Origin of the sequence: Fictibacillus fluitans, from assembly GCF_030418125.1 — a bacterium.
Lineage (GTDB): Bacteria > Bacillota > Bacilli > Bacillales > Fictibacillaceae > Fictibacillus_C > Fictibacillus_C fluitans.
The window spans coordinates 685,502-708,911 of sequence record NZ_JAUHTR010000001.1; the positions used below are offsets into that span (position 1 = coordinate 685,502).

Here is a 23,410-nt window from a genome sequence, read left to right on the forward strand (position 1 = left end):
CGCTACGCCTTCTGCAGCCAGTTTTCCGGATCTTCCTTCCACTGCAGCAGATGCGTCAGGTTATCTTTAGTAATATAGCCTTCTTGTGAGGCTGTTTCTATTAATGTACTAAAATCGGTCAGAGTTTGCACCTTTATTTCATGTTCGTTCAGGTTGGAAGCACCTTTTGATAGTTCATAGGAGAACACTGCGACCACTCCCAGCACGTTACAGCCTGCTTCCCTCAGCGCATTTACGGCTGTAATGACGCTTCCGCCGGTGGAAATTAAATCTTCCACAACCACCACATTCATTCCTGACTCTGCTTTTCCTTCAATTTGCTTGCCTTTACCGTGAGATTTTGCACTGCTTCTTACATAGCTCATCGGAAGGTTCAGACGGTCCGCAAGCAAAGCCGCATGCGGGATGCCGGCAGTTGCGGTTCCCGAGATCATTTCCGCCTCCGGAAAGTGTTCAAGAACCATTTGTTTCAATCCTTCTGCAATATGATTGCGTACTTCCGGATAGGAAAGGGTTAAACGGTTATCGCAATAAATGGGAGACCGGAGTCCTGATGACCAGGTATACGGCTCTTCGACAGATAGTGTGACTGCTTTAATGGATAGCAGGTCCTTAGCAATTTGTTGTTTCATGAAAAATCCCCCATTCTTTTTGTATCGACAAGTAGGTTTCTATCGGATTGGCCGACCGGGTAATGCTTCTTCCGACCACAATGAAATCGGATCCCAGCTTTTTCGCTCCCGCAGGATCCGCTGTTCTGATCTGATCATTTTTGCTGTCGCCAGAGAGCCTGATTCCCGGTGTAACCGCCAAAAAGTCTTCACCGCAGACGGCTTTCATATGAGGAACTTCCAGAGGGGAACAGACGACTCCGTCAAGTCCGCTTTCTTTAGCCAGCCTGGCATAATGGCTTACGGTGGATTCCATGGGCTCTTTAATCCAGAGCTCGTTCTGCAGCATTTCCGGCGATGTGCTGGTCAGCTGGGTGACCGCAATGCACAATGGCCGTCTCGTACCATGGCTCCCCGACTGCAGTCCCTCAATGGCCCGTTTCATCATTTCGGTGCCTCCCGCCGCGTGGACATTAACCATATCCACGCCAAGCCCGGCAATCCGGTTCATCGCTTTTTGAACGGTGGTCGGGATGTCATGCAGCTTAAGATCAAGGAAAATACGGAACCCTTTGTCTTTTAAAAAAGAAAGAAACTGCGGGCCTTCCTGATAGAAAAGTTCCATTCCAACTTTCACCCAAATTTGTTGTTCTTCCAAAAAAGGATCAACCTTTTTCTCCAAAAAAGGATCAATAAACGCTTCGACTTCTTTTTTGCCGGGGAAGTCTAGCGCGATAATGACGGGATTCCGCATTCCTTCCAGCTCCCTCCAATAAGTTCAGTAATATGGTTAACATTCATTTTTTCCAATAGCTCCGGCAATTGAGAAATGATTTCCGGACAAACGTAAGGATCAACAAAGTTTGCCGTCCCGATGGCAACTGCAGATGCGCCTGCAAGCATAAACTCGATCACATCTTCCGCCGAACTCACGCCGCCCATGCCGATGATCGGAATGGACACAGCCTGGCTGACCTCATGAATCATGCGGATGGCTACCGGTTTAATAGCAGGGCCGGACAGACCGCCGGTTTTATTGGCCAGCACTGGCTTGCGTGTTTTCAGGTCAAGCCTCATGCCGAGCAATGTATTGATCATTGACAAACCGTCTGCGCCTGCCTCTTCTACCGCAAGTGCCATCTCCGCAATGTTTGAAACGTTTGGTGACAGCTTTACATAGACGGGCTTGGATGAAACAGCCTTTACTTTCTTTGTGAGCGCCGCTGCTGTCGCCGCATCTGTTCCAAACTGTATTCCCCCTTCTTTCACATTCGGACAGGAGATGTTCAGCTCCAGGGCAGAGACCTGGGGATGCTTAGATATCTTGCGTGCGACTTCACAATAATCTTCTACCGTTGAACCCGCAATATTGGCAACGATCGGCAGGTCATACGATTGGAAAAAAGGCAGTTCGTTTTCCATGATCTTGTCCACACCCGGATTCTGAAGACCGATGGCGTTAAGCATCCCGCTATGGGTTTCTGCTACTCTTGGAGTGGGATTGCCAAACCTTGGTTCCCGTGTTGCCGCTTTAATGGCTGCCGCCCCAAGCACGGAGAGGTCATAAAATCCGGCATATTCCTTTCCAAAACCGAAACAGCCGGATGCGGGCATGATCGGATTTTTCATCTCCAGTCCTGGTAAACTAACAGACAGTTTGTTCATAGCGCCACCCTCCCGATCGGAAATACAGGTCCATTGCTGCAAATTTTCACATAGTCAGAGGGTTCTCCCCCGTTTATATGGCAGACACAGGCAAAACATGCCCCGATTCCACAGCCCATTCGTTCTTCAAGAGAAAAGAAACCGTCAGCATCTGGAACCTGCGCTTCGAGTGCCTTAAGCATGACCGTCGGCCCGCACGAATAGAGCAGATCATAGTTAATATCCTCATTGTTCAGTACATCAGTGACAAACCCTTTGGTTCCTAGTGATCCATCAACAGTGGAAATGAAAACCTCACCCAGCTCTGCGAACTTTTCTTTATAGAACGCGTCTCGCTCTGACTGAAATCCCAGTACCGCTGTGATGTTTATTCCGCGTTTCGTAAGCTCTTTAGCCAGATAATACAGTGGAGGCACACCAATTCCTCCCCCGACAAGGAGTGCAGTTTGTCCGGCAGTTATTGCATCAAGAGGAAAACCGTTTCCGAGCGGTCCGAGAAGATCAACCGTTTCTCCCTCTTTTTTTTGGCTGAGCAGCGCTGTCCCTGTTCCTTCTTTTCGGTACAGCATGGTTAAAGTTCTGTTTGACAGATCAACATCACAGATGGAGATTGGCCGTCTTAAGAGCGGCTGAAAACTGTCACTGACCCGCAGGTGGACAAATTGGCCGGGAGAGGTCATTTCGGCAACGACTTCTCCCTGCACTTTCAGTTCAAAAATTTGATGTGCGATTTCTTTTTGAGAAATCACCCGAACGAATTCTTTTTTCATACAAGAGCACGATCCTTTTCAAAAGCCGGCATTTGTCTTGCTGTAAAGGTAAGAGACTCCAGCACTCCAAGCAGTGCTTCTGCAGTGTCCAGGCTTGTCAGGCAAACAACTCCGTTTTCAGAGGACTCCCTTCGGATGCGGAAGCCGTCGCGCGCCGGTACTTTTCCTTTAGTTAATGTGTTTACTACAAATTGTGCTTCTCCCTGCCTGATGACATCGAGCAGATTGCGTTCCTTGCTTCCGATCTTATGGACGACTGTGACCGGAATTTGCTGTTCCTTCAGATAGTTGGCCGTACCTTCTGTGGCCATAATTGTATAGCCGATCTCATAAAACCGCTTCATAAGGCGCAGCGCCTCCGGTTTGTCTTTGTCAGCAACCGTAAACAACACCGTTCCGTATGTTGGAATTTTCATTCCTGACGCCACAAGACCTTTGTAAAGCGCCTTTTGCAGTGTCGTATCTCTTCCCATTACCTCTCCCGTTGATTTCATTTCAGGGCTTAGGTAGGTATCTACTCTGCGCAGTTTCGCGAAGGAGAAGACCGGTACTTTGACGAACACTTCTTCTTTTTCCGGGGCATATCCGGTAGAGTAGCCCATGTCACTCAGAGGAGTTCCGAGGATCACTTTAGTGGCAAGATTGGCCATTGGAATTCCTGTAATTTTGCTTAAGAAAGGCACTGTCCGGCTGGAGCGCGGGTTAACTTCCAAAACGTACACTTCATCTTTGTGCAGGACAAACTGAATGTTTAGCAGTCCGATAATCCCCAGTCCTTTTGCCATTGAAATGGTGCGGTCAATGATCTTTTCTTTCTGCTCCGGTGTCAGGCGCTGTGGCGGATAAACCGCAATCGAGTCGCCAGAATGAACGCCTGCACGCTCAATGTGCTCCATGATGCCCGGGATAAACACATCTTTTCCATCGGAAATCGCATCAACTTCCACTTCTTTGCCTTCAAGATATCGGTCGATCAGTACCGGATGCTCCGGATTCACCCTTACCGCGTTTTCCATGTATTGAAGAAGTTCTTTTTCTTTATAAACAATCTCCATTGCTCTTCCGCCCAGTACATATGAAGGACGAACCAGTACCGGATAGCCGATCCGTTCTGCAATCACCTGTGCTTCTTTCACCGAGAAGGCAGTGGCTCCTTCAGGCTGAGGGATGTTGAGCGACTGCATCGCCTGTTCAAACCGGTCACGGTCTTCAGCACGGTCCATGCTGTCAAGGGATGTTCCTAAGATAGCCACTCCGCGGTCATGAAGAGCTTCTGCAAGATTGATGGCTGTTTGCCCGCCAAATTGCACTATGACCCCTTTAGGTTTTTCCTGGTCTATCACATGCATGACGTCTTCAACTGTCAGCGGTTCGAAATATAGTTTATCGGACGTGCTGAAGTCGGTAGACACGGTTTCCGGGTTGTTATTTATGATAATGGCTTCATAGCCCGCTTCTTTTATTGCCCATACCGTATGCACCGTTGCATAGTCGAACTCGATCCCTTGTCCGATGCGGATCGGGCCGGAGCCGAGTACAAGCACGCTTTCCCTTTCCGTAAGATTGGATTCATTTTCATCGGCATATGTGCCATAGTAGTACGGAGTTTCCGATTCAAACTCTGCAGCGCAGGTGTCCACCATTTTATAAACCGGACGGATTCCCTCATTTGTACGAAGGGTATAGATTTCTTTTTCGGTCATGTTCCAGGCTTTTGCCAGCCATACATCGCTGAAACCTTTTTCCTTCGCAGCTTTTAGCAGCTCCAGATCTCCTACATTGTTGCGCATATTTTGCTCGAGATCGATGATGCCTTTAATTTTCTCAAGGAAGAACAGATCAATTTTAGTCAGTTCCCAGATTTCCTGTACGGTCATTCCGATTCTTATCGCCTGTGCGACATGATAGATTCTTTCATCATCTGCATCTGTCAAAGCCGGAATCAGCTCTTCTCTTGACTGCTTTGGTTGTTCAAGCTCAAGGTGATAACATTTGGTTTCGAGCGAACGTACCGCTTTTAAGAGGGATTCCTCAAGATTTCGTCCAATTGCCATTACTTCACCTGTGGCTTTCATTTGGGTGCCGAGCTTGCGGTTGGCTCCTTCAAACTTGTCAAATGGCCAGCGCGGGATTTTGGTTACGATATAATCAAGTGCGGGCTCGAAGCTTGCATAAGTTGAACCTGTGACCGGATTTTTGATTTCATCCAATGTGTAGCCTACTGCAATTTTTGCTGCAATTTTTGCAATGGGATATCCGGTTGCTTTGGAAGCAAGCGCAGATGACCGGCTGACCCTTGGGTTGACTTCAATGATGTAATAGTCGCTGCTGTCCGGGTCGAGCGCCAATTGAACGTTACATCCTCCTTCAATCTTCAGCGCGCGGATGATTTTCAGGGAAGCATTTCTCAGAAGCTGATAATCTCTGTCACTCAGCGTCTGGCTCGGTGCCACGACAATCGAGTCTCCGGTATGAATACCGACCGGATCGATGTTTTCCATATTACAGACTACAATGGAAGTGTCATTGCTGTCCCGCATTACTTCATATTCTATTTCTTTAAAACCGGCGATGCTTTTCTCCAGCAGCACCTGGTGAACCGGACTTGCATGCAGACCGCTTGCAACGATTTCATCCAGCTCTTCTTCATTGCTGGCAATTCCTCCGCCTGTTCCACCAAGAGTGAAAGCAGGGCGAATGATTACCGGATATCCGATTTCCGCTGTAAAAGCTTTTGCTTCTTCCAGGGAACGGATGATTTCACTTTCCGGAACCGGTTCATTCAATTCATTCATCAGCCCTCTGAAAAGTTCACGATCCTCTGCCTGCTGAATGCTGGCCAGCGTGGTTCCCAGCAATTCAACGCCGCATTCTTCAAGAATGCCGCTTTCAGATAATTCCACGGCGAGGTTAAGCCCTGTCTGGCCGCCAAGCGTGGCAAGAAGTCCGTCCGGGCGCTCCTGGCGGATGATCCTGCTGACAAACGGTACCGTAAGCGGTTCGATAAACACTTTATCAGCCATTGTGGTATCCGTCATGATGGTAGCGGGGTTGGAGTTGACCAGAATCACTTCATAGCCTTCTTCCTTCAGGGCCTGGCACGCCTGTGTACCGGCATAATCAAATTCTGCTGCTTGTCCGATCACAATCGGACCTGATCCGATGACTAGTATTTTTTTAATGTCTAAGCGTTTAGGCATAGTTGATTCCCCTTTTCCTTGGCAGTTTCCATCATATTCATGAACTTTTCAAACAGCGGATTCGCATCCATTGGTCCCGGTGATGCTTCAGGATGGTATTGTACAGAGAACGCAGGTTTTGTTTTATGGCCCAGCCCTTCAGCCGTTCCGTCATTGACAGCCACATGTGTCAGTTCAAGCTCTGTACCGGCAAGAGATTCCGTTCGAACGGTATATCCATGGTTCTGGGCTGTCATTGTTATTTTTCCGGTTGCAAGATCCTTGACCGGGTGGTTGGACCCCCTGTGCCCGAACTTCAGCTTTTCTGTATTCGCACCGTGTGCCAGCGCAAACAGCTGATGTCCCAGGCAGATTCCAAACAGCGGAATGTTTTCCTCCAGAATCGTTTTGATCATCGGAAGAGCTTCGGGAACATCCTTTGGATCTCCAGGTCCGTTGCTTAACAGGATGCCATCGGGATTTAATAACAGTATTTCTGATGCAGTGGTATTATGCGGCACCACAACCACATCGCAGTTCCGGCGGGACAGTTCCCGTAAAATGCCGCTTTTTGCTCCATAATCTAAAACCACAACTCGTTTGCCGGTATTCGGTAAGTGGTAGGGCGTCTTTGTGGATACCGTTTTCACCTGATCGGTGCGAAGCGGTGAAGATTTTAATTCTTCCACCACAGCATTGATATCGGCATCTCCGGCAACCAGCTTGCCTTTCAGAGTTCCGTGTTTACGGATGAGACGTGTCAGCTTTCTTGTATCAATCCCTTGCAGTCCGGGAATATTTTTTGCTTTCAGCAATTCATCCATTGTTCCCAGTGACTGATAGTGACTCGGCAGTGAGCACGCCTCATTAACAATCAATCCATGTACAGCCGGGGAAATTGATTCAAAGTCCTGCCGGTTCACGCCGTAATTTCCAATCAGCGGATACGTCAGGGTTACGATTTGGCCGCAATAAGAAGGATCGGACAAGATTTCCTGATAGCCTGTCATTCCGGTATTGAATACAACTTCTCCACCTTTTTCTTCTTCGCTGCCAAAGCCTGTCCCGGAAAATACAGTACCGTCTTCTAAAACCAGGTTTCTTTTCATGCGTGAACACTCTCCTTCTCATACTTAATGCTGCCTTCCACCATTGTCAGAACCGGCCAGCCCTTGCAGTTCCAACCGGCAAACGGTGTATTCTTTCCTTTTGAAAGGAAGCTGTCGGGATTAATTTCTTCTTCATGTTCGAGATCAATCACGGTCAGGTCGGCAAGTCCGCCAATTTCAATTTTCCCAAAAGGAAGTTCAAATGCTTTAACCGGTTTACTTGTAAATCCGTCCACCAGTTCCTGCAGGGTTATAATTCCTTTTTGCACCAGATGGGTGTACAAAAGCGGAAATGCTGTTTCAAGACCTACAATACCGAATGGCGCAAGTTCCATCCCCTGGGCTTTGTCTTCTTTTGTGTGCGGTGCATGATCGGTTGCAAGAAAGTCAATGACACCTGATCGGTAAGCATCGATCAATGCCTGGCGGTCCTCTTTGCTTCTGAGCGGAGGATTCATTTTGTAATTGGTATCCAGCCCCGGAATGTCTTCATCACAAAGCAGCAAATGATGGGGCGTGACTTCTGCTGTCACTTTAATACCCGCTGCTTTTGCATCCTTTATCACCCGTACGGACTCTTTGGTGCTGACGTGGCAGACATGGTACCTTGCACCGGCCGCTTCTGCGAGCAGCACATCCCGTGCGATCTGAACCGACTCACAAATGGATGGAATCCCGTTAAGCCCCTGCTTTTCTGAAAAGGCTCCTTCATGCACCGATCCTTTATGGATGAGGGTATTTTCCTCACAGTGTGCGACGATCACCGCATCATTCTGTCTGGCAAGCTGCATGGCCTGAAGCATCATGTCTGCTGACTGTACACCGACTCCATCATCAGTAAACGCGAAAGCTCCTGCATTTTTTAAGCCCTCAAAGTCTGTCAGCTCTTTCCCGGCCTGCCTTACAGTAATGGAAGCATATGGGAGTACACGGACATCCGCCGTTTCTTTGACCCGTTCGTTGACCCATTGAAGCTGTTCCACATGATCAGGCACCGGCTTTGTGTTAGGCATCGCAGCAACGGTTGTAAACCCGCCTCTTGCCGCTGCTTTTGTCCCGCTCTCGATCGTTTCCTTTTGTTCACCGCCAGGCTCACGTAAATGAATATGTAGATCCACGAGTCCCGGAGTAATGAGTTTTCCGGCGGCATTGATGACCGTATGGCCTTCTTCCGGCAAGGAGGTCCCCACTTCTGCAATCGTTGTGCCCTCCACCAAAATATCAAGATCCTTCTGTTCATTCGTGCCGGTTAATACCTTACCACCCTTTAACAAGATACCCATTTGCTGTTTCCTCCTTTAAATTCGCTTCCAGTGCCCATTTCAAAACGGCCATTCTTACATAAACTCCATTGTTCATCTGCTTGAAAATTCGTGATTTCCCGCATTCCACCAGTTCGTCTGCAATTTCGACGCCCCGGTTCACAGGTGCAGGATGCATGATGATTGCCTGATCTTTCATTCTTTTTTCACGTGCCGGTGTTAAACCATAGGCCTCATGATACTGCTTTGCTGTCATTCCGCTTTTACAGTCGTGCCTTTCATGCTGGATCCGGAGAAGCATCAGCACATCGGCCATGTCACAAGCTTCATCCATCGAGAGGTAGTGGCCTTCTGCAAGTTCCTCATCGTACCACTCTCTAGGCCCTGAAAAATAGACCTTTGCACCAAGCCTGTTAAGAATTTCAGCATTGGACCTCGCCACCCGGCTATGCCGTATATCACCGACGATGACCACTTTCAGCCCCTGAAGAACGATAAATTCCTGCTGAATGGTAAGCAGATCCAGCAAAGACTGTGTCGGATGGTTGCCGCATCCGTCCCCCGCATTAATGATCGGAATGTTCACTTTACCAGCCAGTTCCTCAAAGTACCTGTCTTGGCTGTGGCGGATAACAGCAGCCTTAGCGCCTATTTCCTCCATTGTCCGAACCGTGTCATACAGGGTCTCGCCCTTTTGGGTGCTGGAGAAACCGCAGTCCAAATTGAGTACTTCAAATCCCAGCTTCTTTTGTGCGACTTCAAAGCTCATCCGGGTTCTTGTGCTCGGTTCAAAAAACAAGTTCGCTGCAAAGGTCATTTCCGCCGGTCTCCATTTTTCACCCTTGGAAAAACCGTGGGCATCATGCAATATCTGTTCAATTTCCATCAGTGAAAGATCATTCATCGTTAGTAAATGCTTCATGAAATCAGCTCCAGTCTTCATTTTTTTATAAAAAAACACCCTGACTTGTGTGTGTCAGGGTGCAGCCGGACAGAAAGAAGCAAAAGATGCTCTTTCTCACCGGATTCACCCTTTCAAGTCTCTCGTACTTAGTTAAAAGGTGACCATTATGCAGCTGGATCATTATCTGAAACGCCAAACATTTTATTAAGAAGTTCTGAGTCGTTTTCCCTGCCTGGCAGCACAAGGTTCAGGAACACTCCAATGATAGTTGCAAGCGCCATACCGGCAAGCTGAAGGGTTTCTGTGAACTGCAGGACAGCTCCGCCAATTCCGGTTACCAGGATGACAGAAGCAATGATCAGGTTACGCTTGTTTCCAAAATCAATCTGGTTGTCAATCAGCATTCTCAAACCGCTGGAGGCGATGATCCCAAACAGCAGGATGGACACCCCGCCCATTACCGGGGAAGGCACCGAGCTGATCAGCGCTGTCACCTTGCCGGAAAAGCCGAAGATGATGGCAGCGACAGCCGCACCGCCGATAACAAATACCGAGAATACCCGGGTAATGGCCAGCACTCCAATATTTTCCCCGTAGGTTGTAACCGGCGGGCCCCCGATGAGGGAGCCGATCATGACACCGATCCCGTCTCCCAGGATGGAACGGTGCAAGCCCGGCTTCTCAAGGAAGTTTCGGCCTACCACCTTGCTCAGGACCAGCTGATGGCCGATATGCTCGGCAATCGTCACCGTAGCCACCGGCATCATGATGAGCGCGATGGACCATGTAAAATGCGGTGTGTAAGAGACAAATGGGAACATAAAGTCTGGTGCATCAACCCAGCTTGCGGCTTTGACACCGGAAAGGTCCACCATGCCTCTGGACAGGGCAAACAAGTACCCGGATATGATGCCGATGAGGATTGGTATAATTCCTAAAATCCCTTTAAAATACATGGAACAGATGATTGTCACTGCCAGAGTAAACAAAGCGACGGTAAAGTGTGAAAGGCTGTAGGCTTTGGTCGCCGGATCGTTCATGGCCATCCCCACCGCAGTGTTGGCGAGGCCAAGCCCGATGACAATGATTACGGGACCCACGACGACTGGCGGCATAATCTTCATCAGCCATTTCAATCCGCTTGTTTTTATGATCAGTGCAACTGCACCGTAAACCAGCCCTGCCAGAAAACTGCCCATCATCGCAGCTTCAGGTCCACCGAGTGCCTTTACCGCGATAATCGGGGAGATAAAGGCAAAGGATGATCCGAGGTACGCCGGTATTTGCCCTTTGGTCACGAGTAGGTAGGCCAGTGTCGCCAGTCCGCTCGATACAAGCGCGACACCCGGATCAAGCTTTACAAGGAAAGGAACGAGCACGGTTGCCCCGAACATGGCGAACAGGTGCTGCAGGCTCAGCGTCAGCCATTGATGAAGCTTCGGAACCTCCCGGACATCAAGCACCGCTGTCTGATTGTTTTTTTCTTGGTTCTCTTGTTGGTTAGTTCTGTTTTTCTGCATAAAAAATACCTCCTATGCCAGATAAGGAGGTGGGTTGAAGACACAGGTATAGAAAACAACCTGTGTATCCAGCCTCCCTTGCTGGTCTCTCTGGACTCGTTTTTAAAGGGATGTGACTGATTTATTTTTCGTGGATGGATACTTCGTCTGAGCCATCCACTTCCGCCAGTGAAGCGGTAATAATTTCTGTATTGGACGTCGGAACGTTCTTTCCGACAAAATCTGCCCGGATCGGCAGCTCTCTGTGTCCTCTGTCGATAAGTACTGCAAGCTGGATGGAACCTGGTCTGCCAAGATCCATAACAGCATCCATCGCTGCTCTCACCGTTCTGCCTGTAAACAGCACATCGTCCACCAGGATGACTTTCTGGTTGGTTATATCAGGGATGTCAGTTCCTTTTAGTTCGGGCTCGAGGTTTTCCGTCTTTACTTTCAGGTCATCGCGGTACAGCGTGATATCTATGTCCCCCACCTTGACGGCTCTGCCTTCAATATTTTCGATACGTTCTGCCAGCCGCTTGGCCAAAAACTCTCCACGTGTTTTAATTCCGACCAATACGACATCATCAATTCCTTTATTCCGCTCGATGATCTCATGGGCAATTCTTGTCAACGCCCGGCGGATGGCCTGATCATCCATAATGACCGCTTTTTGCATGTTTGGATCACCTTTCTTTAGCTGGTTATGGCTTATCTTGCGCGAATGTCCTTTTGTTTACACAAAAAAGTCCTCTCGCCGTATAGACGAGAGGACATAGTTAGGCCAATAGCCTAATTCCGTTTTCCTTCTCAGCCTCACGGGACTGTCGTTAAAGGATCATTCATTTGTTTATATTATTGCAGAACCGCTTTATCCTGTCAACCCATTTTTCGTCGAAGCTTGTCGAGCAGGTCTTCCATGTCTTGTGGAAGCGGTGCTTCAAATTCCATATAGGTGTCTCTTCTCGGATGCTGAAACCCGAGTACCCCGGCATGCAGAGCTTGTCCGTTAATATCCAGTGTTTTCTTCGGTCCGTACTTTGGATCGCCTGCCAACGGGAAACCAATGTATTTCATGTGGACCCGGATTTGATGGGTTCTTCCCGTTTCAAGCTGACACTCAACAAGAGTATATCCGTCAAACCGTTCCAATACGTTAAAATGTGTGACAGCATCTCTGCTGTTTTCATCCGTGACGGTCATTTTTTGGCGGTCGCTTTTATCGCGGCCGATCGGCGCATCAATGGTTCCCCGATCATGCGGCATAACACCATGTACAATGGCCTTGTACTTTCTTTTAGTTGTTTTTGCTTTCAGCTGGTTTACGAGTGACTCATGGGCCATATCATTTTTCGCGACCATCAGGAGCCCTGTTGTGTCCTTATCAATACGGTGAACAATTCCGGGGCGCAGTACCCCGTTAATGCCCGAGAGGTCCTTGCAGTGTGCCATAAGTCCATTTACAAGTGTCCCTGTATAGTTTCCTGAGGCCGGATGGACAACCATTCCTCTCGGTTTGTTCACGACGAGAACGTCATGGTCCTCATATACAATATCAAGGTCCATTTCTTCCGGTATCACGTCAAGTGGAGTTGGATCAGGAACTGTAATTGAAACCACATCTCCTGCGCTGACCTTGTAATTGGTTTTGATTTGCTTTCCGTTGACAGTTATATTTCCATCTTTTACCCAGTTCTGAACCTGTGAACGGGACCATCCCGGGTCGACGGATGCAATCACTTTATCAATACGTTCTGATTGTTGCTCTTCTTCAATGTTAACTTCTATGTGCTCCATTCATGTTCTCCTTTTTACTCTTGCTTTCCATGAGGGTTTGAATAAATATCAGGATCACCCCGATGACGAGGGCGGAATCTGCTACATTAAATATCGGATAGTTATAGCTGCCTATTTTAACATCCAGAAAATCCACCACTTCCTTGCGGATGATGCGGTCCAGGAAATTGCCTGTAGCTCCTCCAAGGACCAGTCCCAAAGCGAGACGCAAGAGCGGCTGATGTTTGGCGTGTTTTTGCATGTAGTAGATCACTGCAAAAATCACGGCAATGGTAATGATAATAAAAAACCACATTTGATTTTGCAGAATACCGAAGGCTGCCCCTCTGTTCCGGTGGGAGGTAATGTAAAAAACATTTTCAATCACAGTGATGCTTTCTCCATAGTGCATGTTTTTCACGATCATCCATTTGGTAACCTGATCCAGGCCAAGTACGAAAAGGGCCAGTATATAATAGAACACTTGATTTCCCCCGATTCCTTAGTATGTTCTTTCAAATTTTAGCACATGCAGAAGGCTCCGCACAATGTAAAGAACAAAAATCTGCGGTCTTCGATCAGGGATGAAAATAAAAAAGCCCCTTTACGGCCGTGAAACTCAGGCGGCAGCAAGGGGCTTTTTTCATGAACTATTCTTTATCGTAATGGTTCTCTACAGTCTCTGCACAAGACGGGCAAAGCGTAGGGTACTTTTCATTTGCACCAACCTCTGGAGATACGACCCAGCAGCGTTCGCACGTTTCGCCTTCAGCGGGCTTAACGGAAACAGCAAGCTTATCATACTTAACAGCGTCTTGCGGTGCTTCGTCCTTTGTGCCGCCAATACGGGCTTCTGACACGATGAATAATTTATTCAGATCTTCAACGCTCTCAAGCCATGGCTTAACGTCCGCTGATGGATAAAGGGTAATTGAAGCAGTCAGCGATTTCCCGATGACTTTTTCATTACGGGCTGCTTCAAGGGCTTTCAGCACTTCATCCCGAAGTTCCATGAACCGATCCCACTCTTTGATGAGATCTTCTTCCCCTGGGTAAGAAACAGATTCCGGCATGCTTGTTAATTGTACGCTTTCTTCTGTTACTCCCGGAATGTACGGCCACACTTCGTCTGCTGTGTGAGCAAGAATTGGTGCTGTAAGCTTCGTGATGGCCACCAGCGCTTCATACAGGACAGTTTGAATGCTTCTGCGCTTGATATCATCTTCTGCCTGGATGTACAGCGTATCCTTTGCGATATCCAGATAGAATGATGAAAGATCAATCGTACAGAAGTTATGGATCGCATTGTATACAGCCAGAAATTGATAATCATCGTATGATTTTTGCACACGGTCGATCAGTCTGTTCAGCTTCACAAGCATATACTGGTCAATTTGTCCAAGCTCTTCAAATGGCACCGCATTGGTTTTTGGATCAAACCCATTAAGGTTTCCAAGCAAGAAACGCAGGGTATTGCGGATTTTTCTGTAAACTTCGGCCACTTGCTTCAGAATTTCATCAGAAACCCTTACGTCTGCCTGGTAATCAACGGAAGAAACCCAAAGGCGGAGAATATCCGCGCCCAGCTGGTTCATTACTTTAATCGGATCCATCGTATTACCGATGGACTTACTCATTTTGCGCCCTTCACCATCGAGTACAAATCCATGGCTCAATACGGATTTATAAGGTGCTTTGCCCGTAATCGCCACTGAAGTCGAAAGGGACGAGTTAAACCATCCGCGGTATTGGTCAGATCCTTCGAGGTAAAGGTCAGCTGGACGAGTGAGATCGCTGCGTTCCTCAAGTACACTCCAATGAGACGAACCAGAATCAAACCATACATCCATAATATCCGTTTCTTTTGTAAATCGGCCGTTCGGGCTGTGTGGAGACGTAAAGCCTTCAGGAAGCAGATCTGTTGCGTCCCGCTCAAACCATACATTGGAGCCATGCTCCCGGAACAGGCCAACCACATGATTAATGGTTTCTTCTGTCATGATTGGTTCTCCGTCTTCACCGTAGAATACAGGAATCGGAACTCCCCACGCCCGCTGTCTGGAGATACACCAGTCTTCACGGTCTTTGATCATATTGAACAGTCTTGTTTCTCCCCAGTTAGGAATCCAGTTTACTTCTTTTACCGCATTCAGCATGTCTTCGCGCATTCCTTTAATGGAAGCAAACCATTGAGCAGTTGCACGGTAAATAACCGGCTTCTTTGTTCTCCAGTCATGCGGATAGGAGTGGGTGATGAACGATAATTTCAGCAGCGCTCCTGCTTCTTCAAGCTTCTGGGTGATGTTTTTGTTCGCTTCATCATAAAACAATCCTTCAAAACCAGGTGCTTCTTTTGTCATCACTCCACGGTCATCCACAGGACAAAGAACGTCCAGGTTGTAGCGTTTTCCGACAAGGAAGTCATCCTCCCCGTGTCCTGGTGCCGTATGAACAGCTCCAGTACCCGCATCTGTTGTAACATGCTCCCCGCACATTACCAGGGAATCACGGTCATAGAACGGATGCTTTGCCACCACATATTCAAGGTCTTTACCTTTTACTGTTTGAAGAACAGAAACCTCGTACCACTCCAATTCTTTTTGCAGCTGTTCCAATAGCGCCTGTGCGACAAGCAGCTTTCTTCCTTTTGCCTCTACAACGACATAATCCAAGTCAGGGTGAACAGAAATCCCAAGGTTTGCAGGAATGGTCCACGGCGTTGTGGTCCAGATCACGATGCTTACATCCTGATCCAGCACGCCTTTTCCGTCCTTTACCGGAAACGCCACATAAATGGAGGCTGACCGTTTGTCGTGATATTCGATTTCAGCCTCAGCCAAAGCAGACTCTGAGGATGGTGACCAGTACACAGGTTTTAAGCCTTTATAGATAAATCCTCTTTTCACCATCTCGCCAAAGACCTCAATTTGACGGGCTTCATACGATTTATTTAATGTGATATAAGGGTTTTCCCAGTCACCGCGTACACCAAGACGTTTAAACTGCCCGCGCTGGCGGTCCACTTGTGTCAGTGCATACTCCTCACACTTTTTGCGGAACTCTGCCACAGACATTTCCTTTCTTTTTACTTTACCGCTTTTGGTTAAAGCCGTTTCAATCGGAAGTCCGTGCGTATCCCAGCCCGGAACATAAGGTGCATTAAACCCGTTCATTGATTTGTAACGGACAATGATATCTTTCAGAATTTTATTTTCTGCATGGCCAACGTGGATATCGCCATTGGCGTATGGAGGTCCGTCATGAAGAATAAACGAAGGACGCCCTTTTGTATGTTCCTGAACCTTTTGGTAGATCTTCAGTTCTTCCCATTTCTCCTGCACCTGCGGCTCCCTCTGAGGAAGGTTTCCCCGCATCGGGAATTCCGTTTTTGGCATTAATAACGTGTCTTTGTAATTCATTGTCATCCTCCTGTATCAATAGAAAAAATCATTTCAAGCATACAAAAAGGCCTTCTCGTCACATAAAGGGACGAGAAGGCCACCCGCGGTACCACCCTAATAGGTTTTCAAGCCACCTTGAAAACCCGCTTTGTCATCGTATCGTGAAGTAACGCCAGGCTTACTTTTATCCGTTCAGCTTGGAAACTCCGGGGTGATCTTCCGTACAGGCCATTTACCGGGCTTCCACCATCACCGGCTCGCTTTCTTAAAAAATGGGTGCTGTCCGTACTTTCCCCTTCATCGTTTGCTCTATATGATAATCTTTTAAAAATTATATGCGCAGGAAGCACAAACGTCAAGCGTTCTACTTCAGCTCCAGTTCATATTCCTCCGCCACATCAGCCGGCTGAAGGGCATCCCAGTCCTCGTTTTTCAGCATTTCCAGCTGTGCTTCAATCAGCATGCGGAAACGTGTGCGGTAAACCGAAGATTGTTTTTTCAATTCTTCAATTTCCATCGAGACTTTTCTGGATTTTGCCAGTGATTCGTTGATGATGCGGTCTGCGTTCTTCTCCGCTTCCTTGACAATCAGCCTGGCTTCTTTAGTCGCGCTTCGCTTTACTTCCTCGCCAGTTTCCTGAGCAACCAGAATGGATTTGTTGAGTGTCTCTTCAATATTTTTAAAATAGGAAAGCTTTTCTTCCAAATTTTCGACGGTCTCCTCAAGGTGTCTTTTCTCACGGATTACCAGCTCATAATCCTTAATCACCTGATCAAGAAAATCATTCACTTCATCTTCATTATATCCGCGAAATCCCCTTGTAAACTCTTTATTGTGTATATCCAACGGTGTTAAAGGCATTTAAGCCACCTCCACTAATGATGCTTTCTCTTACCTACCTAGTTTCGACAATCGTAATGCCATTCCTTCTCAAAGGAATAAATTATTGTAAAATCCCATATTGAATACGCCATTTATCTTTCTTGGTTTTGCCTTCAATGGCCATAAGCTTGCTGCGCCCAAATCCTCTCACAGATAAATAGTCACCCGCTTCGACCGGGAAAGATACCTCCTCGGTCACTCTCCAGTTCACCTTAACCTTTGCACTCTGAATAAGTGGGTTTACTTTGGAGCGGGAGAGATTATAGATTTCGGACAGCACAACATCAAGCCTGAGGGACGACACTGTGCCCTCTCTGATCTCATAGGACTCTGTTGATTCGATTAAATCGCTTTCCGCCACTCTCTCAAGCTTCACGCCTGCTTTGCCGATGCGGTCCACATTCAGCAGTAAATAATCGCTTATTTCTTCTGCAGCAACGAATTGAAGCCTTTCGCCGTTTTGGAGAATATCGCCAAATTTCTCCCGCTTGATCCCGAGGTTCATGAGAGAACCAAGCACATCCCGGTGTTCAATGCTGACAAATTTGGCAGGGTAGCGGACTTCCAGGATCGATACCTCAAAATCTTTGGGCTCAGGCTGGAAATAGGAAGGATAAATGAGAGCTCTTTTCCTTTCAGAAAAAGAAGAGCCTCCCCAAAACGAAAGAGAGGCTTCTGAATCCTTTCCAATGATGCTTTGGGCAATATCCTGCTCCCTCGGATCAAGAAAATCCGTGAGTTTGACCGAATACCGCTCCTCGGCTTCGTCTTTCCATTGCATGACCTGATCGATAAAAGAATATTCCTCTTTGCGAAAATGCTGGTATATACTCATTTGTCCACACTGCCTTTAATAAACGGACTGGGCGATCCATCGAAAAACGATTTGAACACCAGCCTGAGCGAATGTTAATGCGAACAGGGCAACAATCGGCGAAATGTCAATCATGCCAAGCGGCGGTATAATCCTTCTGAAAGGAGCCAGATAGGGTTCTACAATTCTTGCTATAAATTGTCCGACCGATGATTCCCTTGCGCTCGGGAACCAGGACATTAATATGTACGCAATAATGACATATCGGTATATGCCGATGAGCTCATTAACTATACTTCCAATCTGGTAAATCAACAAATGACACCGTCCTCTTTTGTTTTTATTCGCCTTCCAGCATTTCGGAAATTGAGCCGGATACATCCACGTTTTCCGGGGTGCAAAGAAATGTATTCGGTCCGAGCTTTTGAATATCTCCCCCAATGGCATATACGGTACCGCTTAAAAAGTCGACAATCCGCTTGGCCTGGTCATGGGGAATGCGCTGCAGGTTCATGACAACCGCGCGTCTGTTTTTCAGCTGGTCTGCGATATCCTGCGCCTCGGCGTATACCCTCGGTTCAAGCAGCACTACCTTGGACTGCTGGTGGACGCTTTGCAGACTGACAACATTCTGCTTGTTTTTTTTGCTATGTGCAGGCATGGTTTCTGTTTCTTCCATTTCTCCTCCGTTTTCTTCCACAACTTCTTCATATACGTATTCATCTTCTTCAAGATCAAAGAACCTCTTGAATTTGTTTTTAATACTCATGATTGGCACCTCCTAAAATTCTTTGCCGACCAGGCTGGTCCCAATTCTGACGAAAGTTGCTCCTTCCTGGACAGCTATTTCATAATCATTGGACATTCCCATTGAAAGTTCAGTGCATGGCGCATGCTCGTACTGCCTTGACTGGATGTCCTGCTGAAGCTGTTTAAGTGTTGAGAATACAGAACGAAGGATCTCTTCATCTCCGGTATGCGGCGCCATCGTCATCAGCCCGACAATCCGGATGTGAGGAAACTCTTTTATTTTATCGACAAAGCTGACAAGTTCTTCAGCCGGCAGTCCATGTTTTGATTCTTCTTTGGCTACGTTGACCTGAATAAAACAATTAATGATCCGGTCTGCTCTTTTTTCAATTTCCTTAGCCAGGGAAAGCCTGTCCAGGGAATGGATATAATCAACATACGGAAGGATTTCCTTCACCTTTCTGGACTGAAGTGAACCGATAAAGTGCCAGGTGACATCACTGCCGAGTGCCTCGTGTTTCTCCAAAAGGCCTTCCTGACGGTTTTCACCAATGTGTTCCACGCCGGAAGAGACTGCCTTCTGTGCTGTTTCTGTACTCACATATTTCGTAACGGCAATGATTTTAACGTCCTGTGGGTTTCTGTTTTTTTTCCTGCAAGCTTCAGATATATTATTGTGGATGACTGATAGATTCTGCTGGATATTCACTTTCTGCTCCTTTCAAACGACCGATGTAGCTCATGATTCTGCCCGCTTTTCCATTTTCCTTGCGGTGGGAAAAGAACTGTTGGTTGCTGCAGCTCGTACAGTAGGAAGTTTCGGTGATTCTGCTTTCCTTAATTCCAGCCTGAATCAGTATCTGTTTGTTCACTTCCCTCAGATTGAGCATGTAATGACCGGCGCCTTTTGGTTGAAAGCCAAGCGCCGCCTTCTCTTTTGGCAGGACCTGCCGCACTCTGTCCATCACATAATCGTCTACTTCGTAGCAGCAACTGCCAATGGAAGGGCCAATAGCAACAAAAATGTCTTCAGTCGTAACCCCTTCTTCCTTTACCCATAAATCAACCATTTTAGCCCCAATCTTTCCTACTGTACCTTTCCAGCCTGCATGAGCAAGGCCCACAAGCTGGTGTGGGGGACTCATAAAAAAAAGCGGCACACAATCGGCGTATAAAGAAGTTAATAGCACATCTTGATCTGCTGTATATATTCCATCGGTGCCTTTAATTGCGCTTTCCAAGTCTTTTGCGCCTTTTCCGGCATCTCTTTTGGTCACTTTCCGGATTACCGAATCATGGACCTGCTCTGTCCCCACCCAGTGCTCAAGCGGGACATGAACGGCCTGACTCACGCTTTGTCGGTTTTTCAGAACGGCCGATGGGTCGTCTCCGACATGGAATCCCATATTCAGGGAAGAATACGGAGGCTGGCTTGAACCATTATTCCGTGATGTGATTCCTGCTGTTAAACCGGGCAGCCGGATCATCCAGTCCGCCAGTTTGAACAAGCTGTCATGCTGTACAAATGGTTCAGCTTTCAAAGCGCACACTTCCTTCTGAAAATTTTCTCCTTTTACAAGGAATATTGGGTTATTATGCTATTTATTTTATCACAGAACGGCATGTGCGTATAATTCTAATTTATTTTTTCAGCTGGTCAAACGGCTCTTTAATATACTCTGAGGCATCCTGGGCATCCATATAGCGAACGAGAATGACATCCGTCCCAATTTTCACGATGTTGCGCCACGGAATGACAATATCACTTTCCCTAGCAAAAAAACCGAGCATTTTTCCCGGCCCCGGTATGATAAGCGCTTCAATCTTTCCTGTATTTAAATTTATTTCCAAGTCTGCTATATGTCCAAGCTTTTTTCCGTTTGACACATTTACTACATCCTTGACCTGAAAATCCGAGATTTTGATCATATGATCCCCGCCCTTCTTATACCACTATATGAGCCGGGATGCCTTTTCATGTACAGTAAACAGCCCGCTTATACAAGCGGGCCGCCCTTAACTGCTTTGAATATTTTTGTTCATTTGAGAAATAGCTGCTTTTTCAAGCCTTGATACCTGGGCCTGGGAAATCCCAATCTCATCTGCCACTTCCATTTGTGTTTTGCCCTGGAAGAATCTCATGGTAAGGATCATCTTTTCCCGTTCATTCAGACGCCTCATGGCTTCTTTCAATGCAATTTCCTCAATCCATTGAAAGTCTTTGGCTTTATCATCAGATATCTGATCCATTACATAAATCGGATCTCCGCCGTCATTATATATCGGTTCGAAGAGGGAGACGGGATCCTGGATGGCATCCAGAGCAAAGACTACTTCTTCCTTCGGTACATCAAGCACTTCGGCAATCTGCTGGGCCGTTGGCTCCCTGGACAGCTTGTTCATTAACTGGTCTCTTACCTGTAATGCTTTATACGCAATATCACGAAGTGAACGGGATACCCGGATCGGATTGTTATCCCGCAAATATCTGCGAATTTCTCCAATGATCATTGGAACAGCATATGTGGAGAATTTAACATTCTGGCCAAGGTCGAAATTATCAATGGATTTCATGAGCCCAATGCATCCTACCTGGAACAAATCGTCCACAAACTCCCCGCGGTTGTTAAATCGCTGGATAACGCTCAATACTAAGCGCAGGTTTCCGTTTACAAGCGTTTCGCGGGCAGTAGGATCCCCGTTCTGCATTTTGGTGAACAATTCACGCATCTCGGGGTTCTTTAATACTGGAAGTTTGGATGTGTCCACTCCGCAGATCTCTACTTTATTTCGGGTCAATGGATTTCCCTCCTACCGGGAGTTTTTCAATCAAAATCAGTATCTCCCTGGCAGGAATTTTTATGCAGTAGCCATGCATCGCCTCCAGCTGCAAAAACAGATGTAATTCATATATCCGTAAGACGGATTGATCTGGAAATATTTTTCATAAATAAAAAAAGAGGCGGCTGCCCCTTTTCAAACCATTTTATTAAATTCCTTTTGAAGCCGTTTGATGATCCGCTTTTCCAGTCTGGAAATATAGGATTGCGAAATTCCGAGCATATCGGCGACATCTTTTTGTGTTTTCTCTTCCCCTCCGGAAAGCCCAAAACGAAGCTCCATAATCTGTTTTTCCCGGTCATTCAGCGTAAACAATGCTTTTAGCAGCAATTTACGGTCCACGTTTGCCTCGAGCCTTCTCGTTATAATATCTTCTTCGGTGCCGAGCACATCGGACAGCAGCAGCTCGTTTCCGTCCCAGTCTACATTCAGGGGCTCATCAAATGATACTTCAGACCTCGTTTTATTGTTTCTGCGCAAATACATCAAGATTTCATTTTCAATACATCGTGATGCATAAGTGGCCAATTTGATTTTTTTCTCAGGATTGAACGTGTTAACAGCTTTGATCAAGCCGATGGTTCCTATGCTGATCAAATCTTCAATATTGATTCCCGTATTTTCAAACTTCCTGGCAATATAAACCACCAACCGCAAATTCCGCTCAATCAGCAGGGATTTTGCTGCTTTGTCTCCAGTCGGCAGCTTTTCCAGCAGAACAGCTTCTTCTTCCTTGCTGAGTGGCGGCGGAAGGGCCTCGTGGCCGCCAATATAGTGTATTTCCTCCGTTTTAATACCAAGCTTGATTAACAGTTTGTACCACAAAAGCGTCAGTTTCAGCCGGATTTTCTTCATGTTGCTCTCCCCTCTCCCTTAAATCATGAGCATTAATTAATACTGACTGATCTATGAGGCCGCAATTTCTTCCATCCCCTTTGACATCACCTCGGGGTGAACAATACAGCTGAAATTATTTTCACTGGACAGGCTGGTATAACTAAGTCCGATCAGCACTTTGGTGCAGGAAAACGTTCCTGTATTACTGCTGATCCTTACCTCATCAGGCTTAATGGCGGCAAGAAATTGATTATCCTTCCCCACCGCACGAAACGGAACAATTCTCAAGCGGGCCTCCCAAGGATGGGCACTGGCTTCACCGTCGGGAAACGCATGAATATCTTTTGTGAATGAAATGATTTCCTCTGGAAAATGCATGTGGTGCTGATTCATATCCAGGATCATGACAGGCACCTTGGTGATCGGATCATGAAGCTTATTTCCGCTGTCAATCAAACCTGTCGCATGTAAGATGGTGTCATCCAGGCAAATCTCCACCTGAACCAATTCCGTGTAATGAAGTTTTTGTACCTTAATATCATCAACCCTCCTTTTTGAAAACAACCAGACAGCCGGAAATCCAATGAGTACAAAAGCCCAGCTTAGCACGTCCCCTTTTCCGGTCCCCTTAGTCGCAAGCATTCCTTGCATAACGGATAAATCACTCTGAAGAAAATAATGTGCGGCAAACAGTCCCCCTCCGGTTACAAAGCTTACAAAGTAAAACATACCTACATTTTTAAAAAAGTATGAGAACTTTTTAAACCCGAATGAAACGGCCATGATGAGGAGCGAAAAGCCAAATTTGATCAATGGGTGGTACATGCTGATCTCACTTGGAACAAAAAGCAGCAATACATACGAAGAACCGATCAGGGAACCTGCAAACAGTCTCCATTTTTGCATTTTTCGTTTTAACACCATACCCGTAAGAACAATCAGCAGAAAATCGATGCAAAAATTAAGAAACCAAATGACATCCAGGTAAAGTGCCATTTGTTTTCTCCTTTCCTATAAGATGAACTTAGTATAAAACAGGCATAACAGGAAGTCTGTCAATTCATGAGACAAGATTTCTTGTAATTTTAAGAGATTTTGTCACAATTTTT

At 46.8% G+C, this 23,410-nt stretch carries 23 protein-coding genes and 1 other annotated feature; all 23 genes read right to left on the reverse strand.

The window, feature by feature from the left end; genetic code table 11:
* Positions 1-2: 2 nt before the first annotated feature.
* Positions 3-632 (reverse strand): orotate phosphoribosyltransferase, encoded by a 630-nt coding sequence (gene pyrE, locus QYB97_RS03315; protein ID WP_301164512.1) that lies wholly within the window; start codon positions 630-632, stop codon positions 3-5.
* Entirely contained in the window at positions 613-1,365 is a 753-nt protein-coding gene (pyrF, locus tag QYB97_RS03320) for an orotidine-5'-phosphate decarboxylase (protein WP_301164513.1), read from the reverse strand. Before pyrF ends, pyrE begins: the two co-directional genes overlap by 20 nt.
* Positions 1,338-2,276 (reverse strand): dihydroorotate dehydrogenase, encoded by a 939-nt coding sequence (locus QYB97_RS03325; protein ID WP_301164514.1) that lies wholly within the window; start codon positions 2,274-2,276, stop codon positions 1,338-1,340. Before QYB97_RS03325 ends, pyrF begins: the two co-directional genes overlap by 28 nt.
* On the reverse strand, positions 2,273-3,046 hold the full coding sequence (locus QYB97_RS03330) for a dihydroorotate dehydrogenase electron transfer subunit (RefSeq protein WP_301164515.1): 774 nt from the start codon (positions 3,044-3,046) through the stop codon (positions 2,273-2,275). Before QYB97_RS03330 ends, QYB97_RS03325 begins: the two co-directional genes overlap by 4 nt.
* A complete protein-coding gene (gene carB / locus QYB97_RS03335; RefSeq protein WP_301164516.1) occupies positions 3,043-6,246 on the reverse strand; it encodes a carbamoyl-phosphate synthase large subunit in 3,204 nt (1,067 codons plus the stop codon). Before carB ends, QYB97_RS03330 begins: the two co-directional genes overlap by 4 nt.
* Positions 6,231-7,334, reverse strand: coding sequence for a carbamoyl phosphate synthase small subunit (locus tag QYB97_RS03340; protein WP_301164517.1), 1,104 nt, complete (start codon positions 7,332-7,334; stop codon positions 6,231-6,233). Before QYB97_RS03340 ends, carB begins: the two co-directional genes overlap by 16 nt.
* Positions 7,331-8,617, reverse strand: coding sequence for a dihydroorotase (locus QYB97_RS03345; protein WP_301164518.1), 1,287 nt, complete (start codon positions 8,615-8,617; stop codon positions 7,331-7,333). The genes QYB97_RS03340 and QYB97_RS03345 overlap by 4 nt, the downstream gene beginning before the upstream one ends.
* Positions 8,592-9,518, reverse strand: coding sequence for an aspartate carbamoyltransferase catalytic subunit (locus QYB97_RS03350; RefSeq protein ID WP_301164519.1), 927 nt, complete (start codon positions 9,516-9,518; stop codon positions 8,592-8,594). The genes QYB97_RS03345 and QYB97_RS03350 overlap by 26 nt, the downstream gene beginning before the upstream one ends.
* A gap of 146 nt (positions 9,519-9,664) precedes the next feature.
* Positions 9,665-11,020, reverse strand: coding sequence for a solute carrier family 23 protein (locus tag QYB97_RS03355; RefSeq protein WP_301164520.1), 1,356 nt, complete (start codon positions 11,018-11,020; stop codon positions 9,665-9,667).
* 121 nt (positions 11,021-11,141) lie between these two features.
* Positions 11,142-11,678: a bifunctional pyr operon transcriptional regulator/uracil phosphoribosyltransferase PyrR gene (pyrR, locus tag QYB97_RS03360; RefSeq protein ID WP_301164521.1), complete on the reverse strand. Its 537-nt coding sequence runs from the start codon at positions 11,676-11,678 to the stop codon at positions 11,142-11,144.
* A gap of 200 nt (positions 11,679-11,878) precedes the next feature.
* Positions 11,879-12,796 (reverse strand): RluA family pseudouridine synthase, encoded by a 918-nt coding sequence (locus QYB97_RS03365; RefSeq protein WP_301164522.1) that lies wholly within the window; start codon positions 12,794-12,796, stop codon positions 11,879-11,881.
* Positions 12,777-13,259, reverse strand: coding sequence for a signal peptidase II (lspA, locus tag QYB97_RS03370; RefSeq protein ID WP_301164523.1), 483 nt, complete (start codon positions 13,257-13,259; stop codon positions 12,777-12,779). Before lspA ends, QYB97_RS03365 begins: the two co-directional genes overlap by 20 nt.
* Before the next feature lie 166 nt (positions 13,260-13,425).
* A complete protein-coding gene (gene ileS / locus QYB97_RS03375; protein ID WP_301164524.1) occupies positions 13,426-16,194 on the reverse strand; it encodes an isoleucine--tRNA ligase in 2,769 nt (922 codons plus the stop codon).
* A gap of 63 nt (positions 16,195-16,257) precedes the next feature.
* Positions 16,258-16,486, reverse strand: a binding site (T-box leader).
* Between the two features lie 54 nt (positions 16,487-16,540).
* Positions 16,541-17,038, reverse strand: a complete 498-nt coding sequence (locus tag QYB97_RS03380) for a DivIVA domain-containing protein (RefSeq protein WP_301164525.1) — start codon at positions 17,036-17,038, stop codon at positions 16,541-16,543.
* A gap of 82 nt (positions 17,039-17,120) precedes the next feature.
* Positions 17,121-17,894 carry a YlmH family RNA-binding protein gene (locus QYB97_RS03385; protein WP_301164526.1) on the reverse strand — a complete coding sequence of 258 codons (774 nt, stop codon included), beginning with the start codon at positions 17,892-17,894 and terminating at the stop codon, positions 17,121-17,123.
* Positions 17,895-17,909: 15 nt separating this feature from the next.
* Positions 17,910-18,185, reverse strand: a complete 276-nt coding sequence (locus tag QYB97_RS03390) for a YggT family protein (RefSeq protein ID WP_301164913.1) — start codon at positions 18,183-18,185, stop codon at positions 17,910-17,912.
* Positions 18,186-18,213: 28 nt separating this feature from the next.
* Complete coding sequence (locus QYB97_RS03395) at positions 18,214-18,642, reverse strand: cell division protein SepF (RefSeq protein WP_301164527.1); 429 nt, start codon at positions 18,640-18,642, stop codon at positions 18,214-18,216.
* Between the two features lie 12 nt (positions 18,643-18,654).
* Positions 18,655-19,332 carry a YggS family pyridoxal phosphate-dependent enzyme gene (locus tag QYB97_RS03400; protein WP_301164528.1) on the reverse strand — a complete coding sequence of 226 codons (678 nt, stop codon included), beginning with the start codon at positions 19,330-19,332 and terminating at the stop codon, positions 18,655-18,657.
* Positions 19,295-20,164: a peptidoglycan editing factor PgeF gene (gene pgeF, locus QYB97_RS03405; RefSeq protein WP_301164529.1), complete on the reverse strand. Its 870-nt coding sequence runs from the start codon at positions 20,162-20,164 to the stop codon at positions 19,295-19,297. The genes QYB97_RS03400 and pgeF overlap by 38 nt, the downstream gene beginning before the upstream one ends.
* 100 nt (positions 20,165-20,264) lie before the next feature.
* Positions 20,265-20,552 carry a YlmC/YmxH family sporulation protein gene (locus tag QYB97_RS03410; protein ID WP_301164530.1) on the reverse strand — a complete coding sequence of 96 codons (288 nt, stop codon included), beginning with the start codon at positions 20,550-20,552 and terminating at the stop codon, positions 20,265-20,267.
* Positions 20,553-20,639: 87 nt separating this feature from the next.
* A complete protein-coding gene (sigG, locus tag QYB97_RS03415; RefSeq protein ID WP_061969281.1) occupies positions 20,640-21,422 on the reverse strand; it encodes an RNA polymerase sporulation sigma factor SigG in 783 nt (260 codons plus the stop codon).
* A 177-nt stretch (positions 21,423-21,599) separates the two neighbouring features.
* Entirely contained in the window at positions 21,600-22,319 is a 720-nt protein-coding gene (sigE, locus tag QYB97_RS03420; protein ID WP_301164531.1) for an RNA polymerase sporulation sigma factor SigE, read from the reverse strand.
* 51 nt (positions 22,320-22,370) lie between these two features.
* Positions 22,371-23,297, reverse strand: a complete 927-nt coding sequence (gene spoIIGA, locus QYB97_RS03425; protein WP_301164532.1) for a sigma-E processing peptidase SpoIIGA — start codon at positions 23,295-23,297, stop codon at positions 22,371-22,373.
* Between the last annotated feature and the right edge of the window lie 113 nt (positions 23,298-23,410).